Source organism: Saccharothrix sabaoui (assembly GCF_051756985.1).
Taxonomy (GTDB): domain Bacteria; phylum Actinomycetota; class Actinomycetes; order Mycobacteriales; family Pseudonocardiaceae; genus Actinosynnema.
Map to the genome: position 1 here is coordinate 19,954 of NZ_JBPKJK010000090.1, position 15,829 is coordinate 35,782.

Genomic DNA, 15,829 nt, shown 5'->3' on the forward strand with positions numbered 1-15,829 from the left:
TCACCCGACCCGGGTCACCCGACCCGGCTCACCCGCCCGGTCCAGTTCCGCCCGGTCCCGTTCCGCCGCTCCGGCGCAGGTAGCGGACCTGCCGCCGCCGGCCCTCCGCCAGCTCACCGCGCGCGGCCTCGACCTGCGGCCGGTGGGCGACCTCGGGCACGCCGACCTCCCACCAGGCGCCCGCGTCCGTCCACGACGACGGGTGCGTGCGGACGACGACCACGGCCGGCCGGTGCTCGGCCGCCGCCGCGGCACGGGCGTCGAGGTAGGCGGTGCGGAGGTCGTCGACCCCGTCCGCCCGGAACACCGCGCAGCCCAGGGCGGCGGCGTGCGCGGCGAAGTCGGCGCGCGGCGGCTCGGCGTGCCGGGTGCGGACGTCGGCGTAGAGGTTGTTGAACGCGGCCCCGCCCTGCGCCCGCTGGAGCCGGTCGATCACCGCGTAGCCGTCGTTGTCGCAGACCACGGCCACGAAGCCGTGCCCGGCGAACGCCGCCGAGAACAGCTCGGAGTTCAGCATCAGGTACGAGCCGTCGCCGAGCAGGGTGGTCACCACGCCCCCGGTGCGCGCGATCGCCGCGCCCCACGCGCCCGCCAGCTCGTAGCCCATGCAGCTGAACCCGTACTCGACGTCCATCGTGGCCTCGCCGACCGCGCGCCAGCCGCCGACCAGCTCGCCCGGCAGGCCGCCGGACGCCGTCAGCACGTAGTCGGCCGGCCCGGACAGGTCGTTGACCACGCCCACGACCTGCGCGTACGTCGGCGTGCCGGACGGGGCGCCGGAGGGGGTGCCGGACGGGGCGCGCAGGTGGTCGACGTACGCGTCCCACCTCGCGCGTTCGTGCGCGGCCCGCGCCGTCCACCGGGGGTCGGCCCGCCAGTCGCCCAGGGCGTCGGTCAGCTCCCGCAGGCCCTCGTCGGCGTCGGCGACCAGCTCCAGCGCGCCGTGCTTGACCGCGTCGAAGCGGGCGGCGTTGAGCGCGACGAGGGCGGCGCCGGGGGCGAACGCCGTCCACGACGCGGTGGTGAAGTCCTGGAGCCGCGTGCCGGCGGCGAGCACCGCGTCCGCCTCGGCGGCCAGGGCGTTCGCCGAGGACGAGCCGGTGACGCCGAGCGGGCCGGCGTGCAGCGGGTGGTCGTGCGGCACGAGGGTGCGGCCGGCGGTGGTCTCCACGACCGGGACGCCGTGCCGCTCGGCGAAGCGCACGGCCCGGCCCGCGGCGCGCGAGTACCGGACGCCGCCGCCGAGGACGAGCAGCGGCCGTTCCGCCCTCCTCAGCACGTCCGCGGCCTCGCCCAGGGCGCGGGCGTCGGGGCGCGGGCGGTGCGGGCGGTGGGTGGTCGGGGCGAACAGGGCGTCCGGGAAGTCGAACGCCTCGGCCTGCACGTCCTGCGGGAGGGCGAGGGTGACCGGGCCGCAGTCGGCCGGGTCGGTCAGGACGCGGGCGACCTGCGGGAGGGCGTTCAGGAGCTGCTCGGGGCGGGTGATGCGGTCGAAGAAGCGGCTGACCGGCCGGAACGCGTCGTTGACCGTGGTGGTCGGGTCGCCGAAGTGCTCGACCTGCTGGAGGACGGGGTCGGGCGCGCGGCTGGTGAACGCGTCGCCGGGCAGCAGGAGCAGCGGCAGGCGGTTGGCGTGCGCGACGCCCGCGGCCGTGACCATGTTCAGCGCGCCGGGGCCGAGGGAGGAGGTGGCGACGCCGACCTGGCGGCGGTGGGTGGCCTTGGCGATCCCGACGGCGGCCAGCGCCATGCCCTGCTCGTTGTGCCCGCGCCACACGGGCAGGTGATCTTCGACCTCCTCCAGGGCGGTGCCGAGGCCGAGCACGTTGCCGTGGCCGAAGATCGCGAAGACGCCGGGGAACAGCGGGGCCGCGGCGCCGCCGTCGAGTTCGGTGCGCTGGGCGAGCAGCCAGCGGACCAGGGCCTGGGCGGTGGTGAGCCTCACCGGCGCCTCCCCCTGGCGGTGGTGACCGGGCAGCGCGGGTCGGTCGGCTGCGCGGCCCAGGTGTCGCGGACCCAGGAGTGGGCGGGGTCGTCGCAGGACGCCATCGACCTCGTCGGGCCGGGACCGGCCAACACGTTCAGGTAGTACAGCGGGTAGCCGGGGGCGGCGACGCACGGACCGTGGTAGCCGCGGGGGACGAGGAAGACGTCGCCGTCGCGGACGACCACGTCCTCGTCGAGCGCGCCGTCGTCGGTGTAGGTGCGGTGCAGGCCGAACCCCTCGCGCGACGGCGTGACCTGGTCGCGGCCGGCGACGCGGAAGTAGTAGACCTCCTCGTTGGCGACGTCGCACGTGCCGTCGTGCTTGTGGGGCGGGTAGGACGACCAGTTGCCGTCCGGGGTGATCAGCTCGCAGGCCATCAGGCGGTCGGCGTGGTCCCAGGCGCCGGGGACGCCGAAGTTCGTGACCTGGCGGGTGGCGCCGGCCGCGCCCCGGACCTCGACGGGCACGTCCTCCGCCGGGCCGTAGCGGGGCGGCAGCGGGCGTTCGCAGCGGGCCATCGGGAGGGCGACCTCGACGCCGTCGCGGGTGGACAGGCGGACCTCGGAGTCCCGGCCGACGTAGGCGAAGTCGGTGACCCGGGTGAAGACCGACTCCCGGCCGACCAGGTCGAACCGCTCGACGGCCCCGTCCGCCGCGGTGACCTCGACCGCGCAGCCGCCCGACAGGGGCAGGACGAACGCCTCGAACCCGCCCGTGCGCACGGTCAGCTCCCGGCCGGCGTGGAGCAGCAGCACCCGCAGCGCGACCCGCTCCCACCCGGCGTCGTCGGGCGTCAGCTCGACGGGGTGCCCGCCGCGGGCCAGGCTCCCGAGCGGTCGGTGCAGCTCCACGCGTGGACCTCCCGGTGTCACAGGTGCTCCTCGATCTCGCGCGCGGTGGGCATGGCGTCCGCGCACGCCAGCCTGCCCGCGACCAGTGCGCCGGCCACGTTGGCGTACCGCGCGGTCCGCGGCGGGTCCCAGCCGGACAGCAGGCCGTGGACCAGGGCGCCGCCGAACGCGTCACCGGCACCCAGGCCGCACACCACGTCCACGGGGTGCGGCGGCACGGTCCAGGCCCCGGCCCGGGTCGCGACCAGCACGCCCTCCGCGCCCTTCTTCACCACGGCCAGCTCCACGCCCCGGTCCAGCAGGCGGGCGGCGGCCTCGTCGGGGTCGGCGGTGCCCACGGCGACCTCCACCTCGGCCCGGTTGCCCACGGCGACCGTGACGTGGTCGAGCATCCAGCCGATCTCGCGGCGCGCGGACCCGCCGTCCGGCCAGAACGCCGGGCGGTGGTCCAGGTCGAGCACGGTGTGCGCCCGGCGGGCGCGGTGGCGGAGGACGGCGCGCTGCGTGGCGCGGGCGGGTTCGGCGGCGACGCCGGTGCCGGTCACCCAGAGCAGGGGCACCTCGGCCACCAGGTCCCACGGCACGTCGGCCGGCTCCAGCGCCAGGTCGGGGGCGAGGGGTTCGCGGTAGAACAGCAGCGGCGGGTCCTCGGGCGGGTCGAGGGCGCAGAACACGACGGGCGTCCGCAGGCCGGGGGCGGTGCCGACGAACTCTGCCGACACGCCGAACGAGGTGAGCGCGGACCGCACGTACGGGCCGAAGCCGTCGGGGCCGACCTTGGTGAGCACGGCGGCGCGCCGGCCGAGGCGGGCGGCGGCGACGGCGACGTTGGTGGCGGTCCCGCCGAGGGACTTCGCGAACGTGCGGACCTCGGCCAGCGGCACGCCGCTCTGCTCCGGGTACAGGTCGACGCCCACCCGGCCGATGGCGAGCAGCTCCGGCGGCGCGCCCATCAGGTCGTGCCCCGCAGCTCGTGGGTCAGCGCCTCCAGCTCGGGGCCGCCCGCCATCTGCCGGGTCAGCTCGTCCAGGCCGATGTCCGCCTTGTCGTGCGTGCCGAGCGGGCGACCGCGCTTGAGCAGCAGGAACCGGTCGCCGACGGGGTAGGCGTGGTGCGGGTTGTGGGTGACGAGCACGACGCCGAGGCCGCGGTCGCGGGCCCGCGCGACGTGCTTGAGCACGAGGCCCGCCTGCTTGACGCCGAGCGCGGCGGTGGGCTCGTCGAGGACGAGGACCCGGGCCCCGAAGTGGACGGCGCGGGCGATGGCGACGCACTGGCGCTCGCCGCCGGAGAGCGTGCCGACGGGTTGCTCGACGTCGCGCAGGTCGATGCCCATCCCGGCGAGGGCGGTCCTGGTGGTCTCGCGGGCGCGGCGGCGGTCGAGGAAGCGGAACGGGCCGACGCCGGTGGTGGGTTCGGCGCCGAGGAAGAAGTTGCGCCACACGCTCATCAGCGGCACGACCGCGAGGTCCTGGTGGACGGTGGCGATGCCCAGGTCGAGGGCGTCGCGGGGCGACCCGAACCGGACGGGTTCGCCGGAGACCAGGAACTCGCCGGTGTCGTGCCGGTGCACGCCGGAGAGGATCTTGATCAGGGTGGACTTGCCCGCGCCGTTGTCGCCGAGCACGCAGGTGACCTCGCCGGCGTCGACGACGGCGGACACGTCGCGCAGGGCCACGACGCTGCCGTGGGTCTTGCCGACACCGCGCACCTCGATCAGCGGGACGCTCATCGCCGCACCCTCTCCGCCCGGCGCCGCAGGGCGTTGTTGACGAGCACGGCGGCGAGCAGCATCACGCCGAGGAACAGCTGGAACCAGTCGGAGTTCCAGTTGGCGTAGACGATGCCCTGCCGGGCCATGCCGAAGATGAGCGCGCCGATCGCCGCGCCGACCGCCGAGCCGAACCCGCCGGTGAGCAGGCAGCCGCCGATGACGGCCGCGATGATGTACTGGAACTCCAGGCCGATGCCCTGGTTGGCCTGCACGCTGGTGAACCGCAGGATGTTGATCGACCCCACGACCCACGCGGCGAACGCGGTGGTGGTGAACAGGGCGACCTTGGTGCGGAACACCGGCACGCCGACCGCCCGCGCCGACGGCGCGGAACCGCCGACGGCGAACGTCCAGTTCCCGAAGCGGGTGCGCAGCAGGACCGCGGAGGCGACGACCGTGAACAGCACCCACCACGCGATCGACGCGTAGAAGGCCGTGCCGCCGATCGTGACCGTCGAGGCGAACAGGAACCCAGCGGACGCGTAGCCGTCCGCGGACCTCATGCCGGACACCTGCACGGTGCCGGTGACCAGGCGCGTCACGCCGAGGTTGAGGCCCTGGAGGGCGAGGAACGTGCCGAGGGTGACGATGAAGCTGGGCAGGCCGGTGCGCAGGACGAGCCACCCGTTGAGCGCGCCGACGCCGAGGGCGAAGACGAGGGACGCGAGCAGGGCGAGCCACACGTTCCAGCCGAGCCGGGTCGCCAGGATCGCGGTGACCAGGGCGGTGGAGGCGGTGAGCACGCCGGCGGACAGGTCGAACTCGCCGCCGATCATGAGCAGCGCGACGGCGACGGCCATGATGCCGAGGGTGGACGCGTCGTCCAGCCAGGTGGCGACGCCGCCGACGCTGAGGAACCGCTCGGTGGCCACCGAGAAGAACGCGAAGACCAGCAGCGCGCCGAGCAGCGAGCCGATCTCGGGGCGGAGGACGAGCCGGTCGAGCGGACCCCGCGACCGGGTGCGCTCGTCGGCCGCGGCGGGCGCGGTCGTCACCGGGTGCCGCGCTCGGCGTACTCGGCGACCTCGTCCACGTTGGACCCGTCGACGAACCCGGGCCCGGTGAGCACGGGCTTGCCGCCGCCGACGGTGTTGGCGTTGTCGCGGTACAGCTTGAGCATCACGACCGGCAGGTAGCCCTGCTCGTACTGCTGCTGGTCGACGGCGAACAGCACGTCGCCCGCCTTGATCGCGGCGGTGACGTCGGCGTTGAGGTCGAACGCGGCGACGACGGCCTTCGACGAGGCGCCCTTGACGGCGTTGACGGCGGACCCGGCGACCTGCGGGTTGAGCGCGAGGACGGCGTCGACGGAGGTGTCGGTCCGGAGCGCGCCCCGGATGCGGGCCTCGGCGTCGGTGGGGTTGTTGATGTCGACCTGGAGGGTGGTGACGTCGCCGCCGAAGCCGGTGCGCGCGCCGTCGCAGCGCTGGTCGAGGCCGATGTTCCCGGCCTCGTGGATGACGCACAGCAGCTTGCGCTTGCCCGCGTCCCTGAGCTTCACGCCGGCCTGCTCGCCGGCGACGGTCTCCTCCTGGCCGACGTGGGCGAGCGCGCCGAACTCGGCGGACCGCGCGGAGCCGGAGTTGATGGTGATGACGGGGATGCCCGCCTTGACGGCGTTCTCGACGGAGGTCCTGAGCGCGTCGGGGTTGGCCAGGGACACGACGATGCCGCCGACCCGCTGGGACACGGCGTTGTCGACGAGGGTGGCCTGGCGGCCGGGGTCGCCGTCGGAGTTGTAGTCGACGGTGACGCCGAGCTGCTTCCCGGCGTCGGTGGCGCCGTTCTTCACCACGTTCCAGAAGGCGTCGCCCGCGGTGCCGTGGGAGATGACGGCGACGCGCAGGTCACCGGTCGGGGCCTGGGCCGCGCCGGTGCCGGTGCCGTCGGTGCTGGTGGCGGCGGGGCCGCTGCACGCGGCCAGCAGCGCGAGGCCGGCCAGGGCGAGGCCGGCGCGCACCGCCGTTCGGGGGGACGTCATCGTCGCTCCAGTTCGGGGATCAGGGTGGCGAGGTGGGCGAGGCTGCGCGCGGTGTCGTGCAGCGGGCCGGCCGGGGCTTCCCGGGTGCCCTGGGCGGCCCAGGTGCTCGGGGTGCCCGGGGTGTCGTCGGGGTCGAGCGCGGTGTCCTGCTCCAGGACCCACCAGCCGGTGTAGCCGGCGGCGCGCAGGGTGGTGACGAGGGCCGCGACGTCCACGTCGCCGTCGCCCAGCGGCGCGTACAGGCCGTGCCGGACGGCGTCGGCGTAGGTCGTGGCGCCGGAGCGCACGGTGGCCGCGACGTCGGCCCGCACGTCCTTGAGGTGCACGTGCCCGACGCGGTCGGGGTGGCGGCGGGCCAGGTCGACGGGGTCGGTGCCGCCGATGAGGAGGTGGCCGGTGTCGAGGCAGAGCGGCAGGTCGGAGTCGGCGAGGAACCGCTCGACCTCGGCCGCCCGCTCGACGTGCGTGCCGACGTGCGGGTGCAGGGCGGTGCGCAGGCCGTGCGCGGCGGCCCGGTCGCGGACCCGCGCGGCGCCGGCGACGAGGGCGCGCCACTCGTCGCCGGTGAGGTCGGGGCGGTCGTCGTAGCCGTCGAGGCCGGTGGCGGCGGCGAGCACGAGCACCTCGGCGCCGCCGGCGGCGAGCAGGGCGGCGACCCGGTCGGCCTCGGCCTCGGCGGCCGGGTCGCCGGTGTGCAGCGGCACGGCGAGGAAGCCGCCGACGAGCGCGAGGCCGTGCCCGGCGAGGAGGTCGCGCAGGGCCCGGGGGTCGGCGGGCAGGTAGTCGGGCGGGCCGAGTTCGGTGGCGCGCAGGCCGAGGGACGCCATCTCGGCGAGCACGGTGGCGGGGTCGAGGACGCGGCCCCAGCCGGGGACCTCGCACACGCCCCACGAGATCGGGGCCCCGGCGAGCCTCACGCGACGGCCTCCTGCTCGACGCGCACGGGCGCGCGACCGCGCCGGGACCGCTCGCACGCCTCGGCCAGCCGCAGGCTGACCAGGCTGTCCCGCACGGGCGAGGGGTTGGCCGCCGTGCCGGCGACGACGCGGGTGAACACGGCCACCTCGTTGAGGTAGGCGCGGTGGAAGCGCTCCGGGAAGCCGGGGTAGGCGTCGGCGCCGGCCTTCGGCCCGTCGGGTTCGAGCGAGGTGAGCGGGGTGCGCGGGTCGAGGCCGGTGGCGAGCGAGTCGCGGCTGCCGAGCACCTCGATGCGGTGGTCGTAGCCGACGGGGTCGTGCCTGCCGCCCGCTAGGACGGCGTGCGCGCCGCCCGCGAACGTCAGCAGCACCACGGCGTTGTCCACGTCGTCGGCCGCCGCGAACGCCTCGTCCACCAGCACGGACCCGGAGGCGTAGACCTCGACGACGGGTTCGCCGACCAGCCACGGGACGGCGTCCAGGTCGTGGATGAGCAGGTCGCGGAAGATGCCGCCGGACTGCGGCAGGTAGGACGGGTCGGGCGGCCGGGCGTCGTTGCCGAGGGCGCGCACCAGGTAGACGTCGCCGACCTCGCCCGCGCGGACGCGGCGGTGCAGCTCGGACACGGCCGGGTCGAACCGGCGCTGGAAGCCGACGAGCACCTCCACGCCGGACGCCTCCACGTCGGCGACCAGCGCGGCCATCTCGTCGAGGTCGCTCGCGACGGGCTTCTCGCACAGCGCGGGCACGCCCGCGGCGACGGCGGCGCGCAGCAGCGCCGGGTGGGTGGTGGTGGGCGTGGCCAGCAGGACGCCGTCACTCGCGGTGATCAGCGTGTCGAGGTCGTCCACGCTTCTGGTGCCGGGCAGGAGCACCGAGGCCGCCGCCGCGCGGCCGGGGACGGGGTCGAACAGCAGCACCTCGTGGACGTCGTCGAGGGTGGCCAGGTTCGTGGCGTGCATGGTGCCGATCCGACCGACCCCGGCTACTCCGATCCGCATTCCGCTGCTCTCCGTCCTGGTAGACGCGGTCTACCGTTAGAGCGCTCTATTGGTTGGAGCGCCCCAATGCTGTAGCGTGCGTCACACTGGTGTCAAGGTCGCGTTCGCCGCCGGCAGGCGCGGCGCCGAGGAGGCACCCGTGGCAAGACCCACCATGGAGGACGTCGCCGCCCGCGCCGGGGTCTCGCGCGCCCTGGTCTCGCTCGTCATGCGAAGGTCACCGAGGGTGAGCGACCAGCGTCGTGCGGCGGTGCTGCGGGCGGCGCGGGAGCTGGGCTACTCGCCGCACGCCATGGCCCGCTCGCTGGCCAGCCGCACGTCGCACGTGCTCGGCGTGATGGTGTCCGACCTGCACAACCCGTTCTTCGCGGAGGTCGTGGACGGCCTGGACGAGGTGGCCCGGGACCGCGGCTTCGACCTGATCATCAACACCGGCGGGCGCAGCCCGGCGCGGGAGCGGCGCGCGCTGGACAGCCTGCTGTCGTTCCGGCCGGCGGGCCTGGCGCTGCTGTCGCCGGTGGTGCCGTCGGCGGACCTGGGCCGGGCGGCCGACCAGGCGCCGGTGGTGCTCGTCGCCCGCTCGTCCCGGCTGGCCACGGTGGACACGGTCAACGACGACGGCGAGCGCGGCATCGCGCTGGCCGTGGACCACCTGGTGTCGTTGGGGCACCGCGGGATCGCGCACCTCGACGGCGGCGGGGGCGCCCAGGCGGCGTCCCGGCGGCGCGGCTACCTGGCGGCGATGGCGGCGCACGGCCTGCCGCCGCGGGTCGTGCCCAGCGAGTACACCGACGCGGCGGGCGCGCGGGCGGTGCGGGAGCTGCTGGGCGACGTGCCCACCGCGATCGTCTCGTGCAACGACGTCAACGCGGTCGGCGCGATCTCCGCGCTGGAGGGGGCCGGGTACCGCGTGCCGCGCGACGTGTCGGTGGTCGGCTACGACAACACGTCGCTGGCGGCGCTGCGGCACGTGTCGCTGACGACGGTCGACCAGCCGCGCAACGAGTTCGGCCGGCTCGCCGCCGAGGCGCTGCTGCAACGGGTGCGGGGCGAGCGGGCGGAACCGGTGCGGCACCTGCTGCACCCGTCCCTCGTCGTCCGCTCGACCACCGCACCCGCACCGTGACCCGGGCGTCACCCCGGGCAGCGCCTCGACAACGCCTCGGGCAGCGCCCCGGGCAGCGCCTCAGGCGTCGACCTTCGGCCGCTCCACCTCGGGCGACGGCTCGACGGGCGGCTCCGGCCTGCGGGTCAGCTTCCTGACCAGCGGGAACAGCAGCAACAACGCCACGACCGCGTACACGGCGATCGAGAACGGCGTGTTGACCAGGCCGGTGAGCGCCCCGTCCGACAGCTGGAGCGCCCGGCGCATCTGCTGCTCGGCGGCCGGGCCGAGGATGACGCCGATGATCGCGGGCAGCACCGGCAGGCCGTAGCGGCGCATCACGAACCCGAGCACGCCGACCACGAACATCACCAGCAGGTCGAACACGTCCGCGTTCACCGCGTACGCGCCGACGCTCGCGAAGAACAGGATGCCCGCGTACAGGTACGGCCTCGGGATGCGCAGCAGCTTCGCCCACACCGGCGCGAGCGGCAGGTTCAGCACCAGCAGCAGGCACAGGCCGATGAACAGCGACGCGATCAGGCCCCACACCAGCTGCGACTCCCGCTCGAACAGCAGCGGGCCGGGCTGGATGCCGTACTGCTGGAACGCCGCCAGCATCACCGCGGCCACCGCCGTGGTCGGCAGGCCGAGCGTCAGCATCGACACGAGCGTGCCCGCGGCGGACGCGCTGGCCGTCGCCTCGGGACCGGCGACGCCCTCGATGGCGCCCTTGCCGAACTCGGCGCGGTGCTTCGACAGCCGCTTCTCCGCCACGTAGGACAGGAACGTCGGGATCTCCGCGCCGCCGGCCGGCACCGCGCCGAACGGGAAGCCGATGAACGGCCCGCGCAGCCACGGCTTCCACGACCGGCGCAGGTCCTCGCGGCCCAGGAACGCGCGGCCCACCGGGATGGGCAGCACGGGCTTGCGGCGCAGGTGCGCGGCGACCCACAGGGACTCGCCGACCGCGAACAGGGCCACCGCGACCACGACCACGTCGATGCCGTCGGCCAGGTGCAGCGAGCCGAACGTCAGCCGCTGCTGGCCGGTCATCTCGTCCAGGCCGACCAGGCCGATGGCGAGGCCGATGAGCAGCGACGCGAAACCGCGCACCCGGGACGCGCCGAGCACCGACGTGACCGCGATGAACGCCAGCACCATGATCGCGAAGAAGTCGGGCGCGCCGATGTCGACGGCGAGTTCCGCCACGGTCGGTGCGAGCAGGACGAGCAGGGTCGTGCCGATGATCCCGCCGATGAAGTGGCCGATTGCGGCGGTCGCAAGCGCTTGCGCGCCGCGGCCCTTGCGGGCCATCGGGTTGCCGTCGATGGCCGCCACCACCGCCGCGCTCTCGCCCGGTGTGTTCAGCAGGATCGACGTGGTCGAGCCGCCGAACATGCCGCCGTAGTAGATGCCCGCGAACATGATGAACGCGCCCGTCGGGTCCAGCCCGTAGGTCACCGGCAGCAGCAGCGCCACCGCCATCGCCGGCCCGATGCCCGGCAGCACGCCGATCGCCGTGCCCAGCAGCACGCCCAGCGCGGCCAGCGCGAGGTGCGTCGGCGTCAGCGCCGTCGCGAACCCGTCGAGGAGGTTGTTGAACGATTCCACGTCAGAACATCCCCACCAGAGGCCCGCCGGGCAGGGGCACCCCGAGCAGGTTGTTGAACAAGAGGAACGTTCCCACCGACAGCCCGGCGGCGATCAGCGGGTCACGCGTGAAGTGACGGCTGCCCAGCGCGTAGGCCGCACCCCAGAACAGGATCGCGCCCGAGATCGGGAAGCCGACCACGCCGATCAGCGCCGCGTTCGCCAGGAACGCCCCGCACAGCAGCAGCACCGTGCGCCAGTCGGCGGGCGCGCTCAGGTCGACGTCCTCGCCGCCCTCGGCCTCGCCCCGGCCGCCGCGCAGCACGTCCCGCGCCAGCAGCGCCGCCACCACGAGCAGCCCGACGCCCACCACCACGGGCACCGCCTTGGGGCCCACCGGGCCGCGCTGCGCGAAGTCGGTGTGGATGCGGATCGCGTCCACCAGCACCAGCACGCCCAGCGCGACCAGCACCGCCGACACGCCCAGCTCCGAGTGCCCGCGCCACCAGCTCCCACCCGACGCCTCGCGCACGTCGGTCCTGCCCGTTCCCGGCACCTCACGCGTGTCCGTCCCGCCCGTGCCCGATGCCTCGGGCGCGTCCGGTCCGCCCGTCCCCGGTGCCTCGCGCGCCTCGGTCCCGCTCATGCCAGCCCCAACTCCTTCAGCACGCTCGCCACCCGGTCGTTCTCCTCGCGCAGGAACGCGCCGAACTCGTCACCGGGCGCGAACGCGTCGGTCCAGCCGTTGCGCGCCACCGCCTCCCGCCACTGCGGCGTGGCGTGCAGGTCGGTGAACAGGTCCACCAGCCGCGCCCGGTCGGTGTCCGCGATGCCCGGCGGCGCGACCACGCCCCGCCAGTTCGTGAACTCGACGTCCACACCGGACTCGCGCAGCGTCGGCGCGTCCACACCGGACAGCCGTGCGCCGCTGGTCACCGCCAGCACCCGGATTTGCCCGGCCTCGATCTGGTCGCGGTACTCGCCGACGCCCGACACGCCGAACGCGACCTTGCCGCCCAGCACCGACGCCAGCAGCTCGCCGCCGCCGTCGAACGGCACGTAGTTCACGGTGCGCGGGTCCAGGCCGACGGCCTTCGCGATCAGCATGGGCGCCAGGTGGTCCGGCCCGCCCGGCGACGAACCGCCGCCCACCGGCACCGCGCCCGGGTCCGCCTTCCACGCCGAGACCAGGTCGGCCAGCGACCGGTACGGCGAGTCCTTGCCGACCACGACGATGTCCGGTTCCTCGATGAGCTTCGCGATCGGCGTGGTGTCCAGCAGCGACGACGGCGCCTTGTTCGTGTAGACGCTGCCCACCACGCCCAGGCCCATCGACATGACGAGCTTGCCGTTGCCGCGCTCGTTGACCGTGCGGCCGAGACCGACCGTGCCGCCCGCGCCGGGCAGGTTGAACACCTCCGCGTTGCGGATCAGCTCCGCGTCCTCCATCGCCTTCGCCGCCGTGCGCGCGGTGACGTCGTAGCCGCCGCCCGGCGCGTTCGGCACCAGCACGCGCAGGCTGCGCAGCGACGCCGTGCCGCTGTCGGCGTTCGACGTGAGCAGCGGGGGCACGAGGACCACCACCGCCAGGGCGGCGCCCACCGCCAGCCAGTTCCGGACCCTCACTGTGATCCCCACCTCTCTTCCGCGTGGTTGGACATGTTGCACTCGTGTAAACAGGGAAGTCCCGCTTGCGCGCCTAAGGGTTCTTGTGGTCTTTGTGGTCGCTCCCCGGCCGCTCCTGCGCGAGCGCGATCCGTGGTAGGAGGTGCTGGTGGGAGGTCGGGGTTCGCTCGCCCGCCAGCTGCTCGCGTGGCAACTGGTGGTGGTCGTGGCGCTGTTGTGCGCGGTCGGCGTGCTGTCCGTCGTCCAGGCGGGGGCCAACTTCCGCACGACCGAGGGACGCCGGATGCTCTCCGTCGCCGAGGACGTGGCCGCGACCGCCGGCGTGCGGGCCTCCCTGGTCGACCCCGAACGGCGCACCCACCAGGTGCTCGCCCCGTTCGCGGAAAGCGCCCGCAGCCTGTCCGGCGCCAGCTACGTGATCATCACCGACCCGGCGCGCGAGGTCCTGACCTCCCCCGACCCCGGCCAGGTGGGCACGCTCCTGGACATCGGCGACAGCACCGCCCCGCGCGGCCGGTCGTGGGTCGGCGAACTCGGCGGCGCGACCACCGCCACCGTGCCCGTCATCGGCGACGACGGCGCGGTCGTCGGCCTGGTCGCCGCCGGGCAGCGGGCACCGGGTTTCTGGGAGGGTGTGCTGGACTCACCCGACAACGCCCTGCGGCTGCTGGGCGTGGCGCTGGTCATCGGCGTCACCGGGTCGCTGCTCCTCGCCCGGCGCGTGAAGAACCAGACGCTCGGCCTGGAGCCGCACGAGATCACCGCGCTCGTCGAGTACCGGGAGGCACTGCTGCACGGCATCAAGGAGGGCGTCGTCGCGCTCGACCCGCAGCACCGGATCACGCTGGTCAACGACCACGCGCGGACGCTGCTCGCGCTGCCCCGGGACGCCGTGGGGCGCTCCGTGGCGTCCCTCGACCTCGACGAGCGGCTGCGCGACGTGCTCACCGGCCGCGCCACCGGCGTCGACCAGCTCGCCCTCACCGGCGGCCGCGTGCTGACCCTCAACCACGTGCCGCTCGACGCGCACGGCGCCGTCGTCACCCTGCGCGACCGCACCGAGCTGATGACCCTCCGCGACGAGCTGGACGCCACCCGCCACGCCACCGACACCCTCCGCGCCCAGGCCCACGAGTTCAGCAACCGCCTCCACACCATCGCCGGCCTGGTCGAGCTGGGCGAGTACGAGGAGGTGCGCGGGTTCATCAGCCGGCTCAGCCACGCCCAGGGCGCGTGGCGGGCCGAGGTCGCGGCGGCCGTCGCCGACCCCGCCGTCGCCGCGCTGCTCGTCGCCAAGTCCAGCCTCGCCGCCGAACGCGGCGTCGGCCTGCGGATGGACCCGTCGAGTTCACTCGGACCGGTCGACGAGGAGCTGTCCACCGACCTCGTCACCGTCATCGGCAACCTCGTCGACAACGCCCTCGACGCCCTGTCCGGCGGCGACGGGTGGATCGAGGTGCTGGTCAGGTCCTCGGACGGCGTGCCGGACGACGGGGTGCCGGGCGACGGGGTGCCGGACGGCGGGGTGCTGGTCGTCGTGCGCGACTCCGGGCCGGGCGTAGCGCCGGAACTCGCCGAGGAAGTGTTCCGGCACGGGTTCACCACCAAGGCCGCCGAGCAGGGCGAGCGCGGGCTCGGGCTCGCGCTCACCCGGCAGACGTGCCTGCGGCGGGGCGGGTCCGTGCGGGTGGACGGCGCCGCGTTCACCGCCCGACTGCCCGCCGTGCCGGAGGTGGTCGCGTGATCAGGGTGCTCGTCGTCGACGACGACTTCATGGTCGCCAAGGTGCACAGCGGGTACGTGTCGCGGACACCCGGCTTCGAGGTCGTCGGCGTCGCCCACACCGGCGCCGACGCGCTGCGGCTCGTGCGCGAACTGCGCCCCGACCTCGTGCTGCTCGACGTGTACCTGCCCGACGTCGACGGGCTGAGCGTGCTGCGCGAGCTGCGCGGACCGGCCGACGACGTCGACGTCATCGTGATCACCGCGGCGACCGACGTGGAGACCGTGCGCACCGCCATGCGCGGCGGGGTGCTGCACTACCTGATCAAGCCGTTCGAGTACGCGGCGCTGCGCGACCAGCTGGCCCACTTCGCCGCCCTCGACCGGCGGTTGGAGCAGCTGTCGTCGGCGGGGCAGGCCGACGTGGACCAGGTGTTCGGCGGTAGGCCGCCCAGCGCGCCCGTGCTGCCCAAGGGGCTGTCGGCGCAGACCGCGGCGCTGGTGGAGCGGGTGCTGCGGGCGCGGCCGGAGGGCGTGTCGGCGTCGGAGTGCGCCGAGGCCACCGAGCTGGCGCGGGTGTCGGCGCGGCGGTACCTGGAGCACTTCGTGAACGCCGGCCGGGCCGAGGTGAAGCTGAAGTACGGCGGGACGGGACGGCCGGAACGCCTGTACGTGTGGCGGGTCTGACCGGTTCCCGACACCGGTTCTCATCGCCGCTGCGGTCGCTAGTCCCAGTTGCCGCCGCGACCCCGCCCCTGCTTGGTCTGCGCCCGGCGCTTCTTCTCCGCGATCCGGCGCTCCTGCGAGCCCCTGGTCGGCTTGGTCGCCCGGCGCACCGGGGGCGGCGCGGCGGCGGCGTCGCGCAGGATTCGCGCGAGCCGCTCCCGTGCCGCCACGCGGTTCTGCAACTGGGCCCGGTGCTCGCTGGCGACGACCGTCAGCACGCCGTCCACCAGCCGTTTCTCCAGCCGGCCGAGCATCCGGTTCTTCAGCCAGCCGGGCACCGAGGGCGAGGACGCCAGGTCGAACGACAGCTCGACCCGGCTGTCCGCCGTGTTGACGCCCTGGCCGCCGGGACCGGACGAGCGCGAGAACCGCTCGCTCAACTCGGTCGCCGGCACCACCAGCGTCCGCGTCACGACCAGGTCCTCAGCCATGCGTCCAGGTTAGAAGATCAACCGGGGTACGGTCGCCGGGTTTACCGGCCCCGGCCCCCGTCGAGGCCCAGCAGCGCGGTGCGGTCGCCGCGCGGCGGGCATGAGGGCTTCCGCA

General features: G+C 74.8%; 15 protein-coding genes. 3 read left to right on the forward strand and 12 right to left on the reverse strand.

Annotated features, from left to right (window positions below):
• Positions 1–28: 28 nt before the first annotated feature.
• Genes iolD through ACR807_RS25450 form a run of 8 tightly spaced genes read right to left on the reverse strand, consistent with a single transcriptional unit; the run spans position 29 to position 8,511 of the window.
• Positions 29–1,945 carry a 3D-(3,5/4)-trihydroxycyclohexane-1,2-dione acylhydrolase (decyclizing) gene (gene iolD / locus ACR807_RS25415; protein WP_438923917.1) on the reverse strand — a complete coding sequence of 639 codons (1,917 nt, stop codon included), beginning with the start codon at positions 1,943–1,945 and terminating at the stop codon, positions 29–31.
• Positions 1,942–2,838 (reverse strand): 5-deoxy-glucuronate isomerase, encoded by an 897-nt coding sequence (iolB, locus tag ACR807_RS25420; RefSeq protein ID WP_438923918.1) that lies wholly within the window; start codon positions 2,836–2,838, stop codon positions 1,942–1,944. Before iolB ends, iolD begins: the two co-directional genes overlap by 4 nt.
• 17 nt (positions 2,839–2,855) lie before the next feature.
• Positions 2,856–3,791 (reverse strand): 5-dehydro-2-deoxygluconokinase, encoded by a 936-nt coding sequence (gene iolC, locus ACR807_RS25425; RefSeq protein WP_438923919.1) that lies wholly within the window; start codon positions 3,789–3,791, stop codon positions 2,856–2,858.
• Positions 3,791–4,570 (reverse strand): ATP-binding cassette domain-containing protein, encoded by a 780-nt coding sequence (locus ACR807_RS25430; RefSeq protein WP_438923920.1) that lies wholly within the window; start codon positions 4,568–4,570, stop codon positions 3,791–3,793. Before ACR807_RS25430 ends, iolC begins: the two co-directional genes overlap by 1 nt.
• Positions 4,567–5,607, reverse strand: a complete 1,041-nt coding sequence (locus ACR807_RS25435; RefSeq protein ID WP_438923921.1) for an ABC transporter permease — start codon at positions 5,605–5,607, stop codon at positions 4,567–4,569. The genes ACR807_RS25430 and ACR807_RS25435 overlap by 4 nt, the downstream gene beginning before the upstream one ends.
• Positions 5,604–6,593, reverse strand: a complete 990-nt coding sequence (locus ACR807_RS25440; RefSeq protein WP_438923922.1) for a sugar ABC transporter substrate-binding protein — start codon at positions 6,591–6,593, stop codon at positions 5,604–5,606. Before ACR807_RS25440 ends, ACR807_RS25435 begins: the two co-directional genes overlap by 4 nt.
• A complete protein-coding gene (locus tag ACR807_RS25445; protein ID WP_438923923.1) occupies positions 6,590–7,510 on the reverse strand; it encodes a TIM barrel protein in 921 nt (306 codons plus the stop codon). Before ACR807_RS25445 ends, ACR807_RS25440 begins: the two co-directional genes overlap by 4 nt.
• A complete protein-coding gene (locus ACR807_RS25450) occupies positions 7,507–8,511 on the reverse strand; it encodes a Gfo/Idh/MocA family protein (protein WP_438923924.1) in 1,005 nt (334 codons plus the stop codon). The genes ACR807_RS25445 and ACR807_RS25450 overlap by 4 nt, the downstream gene beginning before the upstream one ends.
• 139 nt (positions 8,512–8,650) lie before the next feature.
• Here ACR807_RS25450 and ACR807_RS25455 point away from each other — a divergent pair, with 139 nt between their 5' ends.
• Positions 8,651–9,637 carry a LacI family DNA-binding transcriptional regulator gene (locus tag ACR807_RS25455; RefSeq protein ID WP_438923925.1) on the forward strand — a complete coding sequence of 329 codons (987 nt, stop codon included), beginning with the start codon at positions 8,651–8,653 and terminating at the stop codon, positions 9,635–9,637.
• 60 nt (positions 9,638–9,697) lie between these two features.
• Here ACR807_RS25455 and ACR807_RS25460 read toward each other — a convergent pair whose 3' ends face one another.
• The 3 genes from ACR807_RS25460 to ACR807_RS25470 form a co-directional block, all read right to left on the reverse strand.
• Positions 9,698–11,230: a tripartite tricarboxylate transporter permease gene (locus ACR807_RS25460; RefSeq protein ID WP_438923926.1), complete on the reverse strand. Its 1,533-nt coding sequence runs from the start codon at positions 11,228–11,230 to the stop codon at positions 9,698–9,700.
• 1 nt (position 11,231) lies between these two features.
• Entirely contained in the window at positions 11,232–11,741 is a 510-nt protein-coding gene (locus tag ACR807_RS25465) for a tripartite tricarboxylate transporter TctB family protein (protein WP_438923932.1), read from the reverse strand.
• 110 nt (positions 11,742–11,851) lie between these two features.
• Complete coding sequence (locus ACR807_RS25470) at positions 11,852–12,835, reverse strand: Bug family tripartite tricarboxylate transporter substrate binding protein (RefSeq protein ID WP_438923927.1); 984 nt, start codon at positions 12,833–12,835, stop codon at positions 11,852–11,854.
• A 148-nt stretch (positions 12,836–12,983) separates the two neighbouring features.
• On the opposite strand from ACR807_RS25470, the gene ACR807_RS25475 reads away from it, so the two are divergent.
• Together ACR807_RS25475 and ACR807_RS25480 are read left to right on the forward strand one after the other, a co-directional pair.
• Positions 12,984–14,579 (forward strand): sensor histidine kinase, encoded by a 1,596-nt coding sequence (locus tag ACR807_RS25475; RefSeq protein WP_438923928.1) that lies wholly within the window; start codon positions 12,984–12,986, stop codon positions 14,577–14,579.
• Positions 14,576–15,244 carry a response regulator gene (locus ACR807_RS25480; RefSeq protein WP_438923929.1) on the forward strand — a complete coding sequence of 223 codons (669 nt, stop codon included), beginning with the start codon at positions 14,576–14,578 and terminating at the stop codon, positions 15,242–15,244. The genes ACR807_RS25475 and ACR807_RS25480 overlap by 4 nt, the downstream gene beginning before the upstream one ends.
• A 38-nt stretch (positions 15,245–15,282) precedes the next feature.
• Here the strand turns inward: ACR807_RS25480 and arfB are convergent, their stop codons facing one another.
• The gene (arfB, locus tag ACR807_RS25485; RefSeq protein ID WP_438923930.1) at positions 15,283–15,714 is read right to left on the reverse strand and encodes an alternative ribosome rescue aminoacyl-tRNA hydrolase ArfB; all 432 of its coding nucleotides are present in this window, start codon (positions 15,712–15,714) and stop codon (positions 15,283–15,285) included.
• Between the last annotated feature and the right edge of the window lie 115 nt (positions 15,715–15,829).

Bases quoted from the DNA above. Each gene is read 5' to 3' on its own strand.
- iolC (WP_438923919.1), bottom strand. From the start codon at position 3,791: ATGGGCGCGCCGCCGGAGCTGCTCGCCATCGGCCGGGTGGGCGTCGAC.
- ACR807_RS25430 (WP_438923920.1), bottom strand. From the start codon at position 4,570: ATGAGCGTCCCGCTGATCGAGGTGCGCGGTGTCGGCAAGACCCACGGC.
- ACR807_RS25440 (WP_438923922.1), bottom strand. From the start codon at position 6,593: ATGACGTCCCCCCGAACGGCGGTGCGCGCCGGCCTCGCCCTGGCCGGC.
- ACR807_RS25450 (WP_438923924.1), bottom strand. From the start codon at position 8,511: ATGCGGATCGGAGTAGCCGGGGTCGGTCGGATCGGCACCATGCACGCC.
- arfB (WP_438923930.1), bottom strand. From the start codon at position 15,714: ATGGCTGAGGACCTGGTCGTGACGCGGACGCTGGTGGTGCCGGCGACC.